The organism is Citrobacter sp. TBCS-14, assembly GCF_005280805.1.
Classification (GTDB): domain Bacteria; phylum Pseudomonadota; class Gammaproteobacteria; order Enterobacterales; family Enterobacteriaceae; genus Citrobacter; species Citrobacter gillenii.
Genome location: NZ_SZWM01000991.1, coordinates 1 through 346 on the forward strand (window position 1 = coordinate 1; position 346 = coordinate 346).

The 346-nt window shown below is 32.1% G+C and carries 1 protein-coding gene; it reads left to right on the forward strand.

The genetic code is table 11. From position 1 onward, the window contains the following. Positions 1 to 59 precede the first annotated feature (59 nt). The gene (locus FDX22_RS30225; protein WP_170974699.1) at positions 60 to 227 is read left to right on the forward strand and encodes a hypothetical protein; all 168 of its coding nucleotides are present in this window, start codon (positions 60 to 62) and stop codon (positions 225 to 227) included. Positions 228 to 346: the final 119 nt, after the last annotated feature.

A 346-nucleotide genomic window follows, 5' to 3' on the forward strand; every position in this document is an offset into this window, starting at 1 on the left:
TCGAGCTTGGTTCTAAAAGGTATATTATTGAAAAATTTGAAATTAAAGGAATGAAATAAATGGAATGCAAACACAAATGGGTAACAGTAGGTTGGTGCGCTGATGGTTGCGGTTGTTGTGGTAATTTAAGTGCAGTTTGTACAATATGTGAAGAAACTATAAATGACTACTTAAGTTATTGGGAAATAGAAAAGCTTGAATTAGATGAAGATGAGGACGACGAATAAATGAAACGTTACTACGTAGAAGAGAACGACGAAGGCAAAGAAATTAAACGTAAACTTACAACTTTTGATAATGATGATTTAACACAGTTTTCAGATGATGAACTAGAAACATTATACTA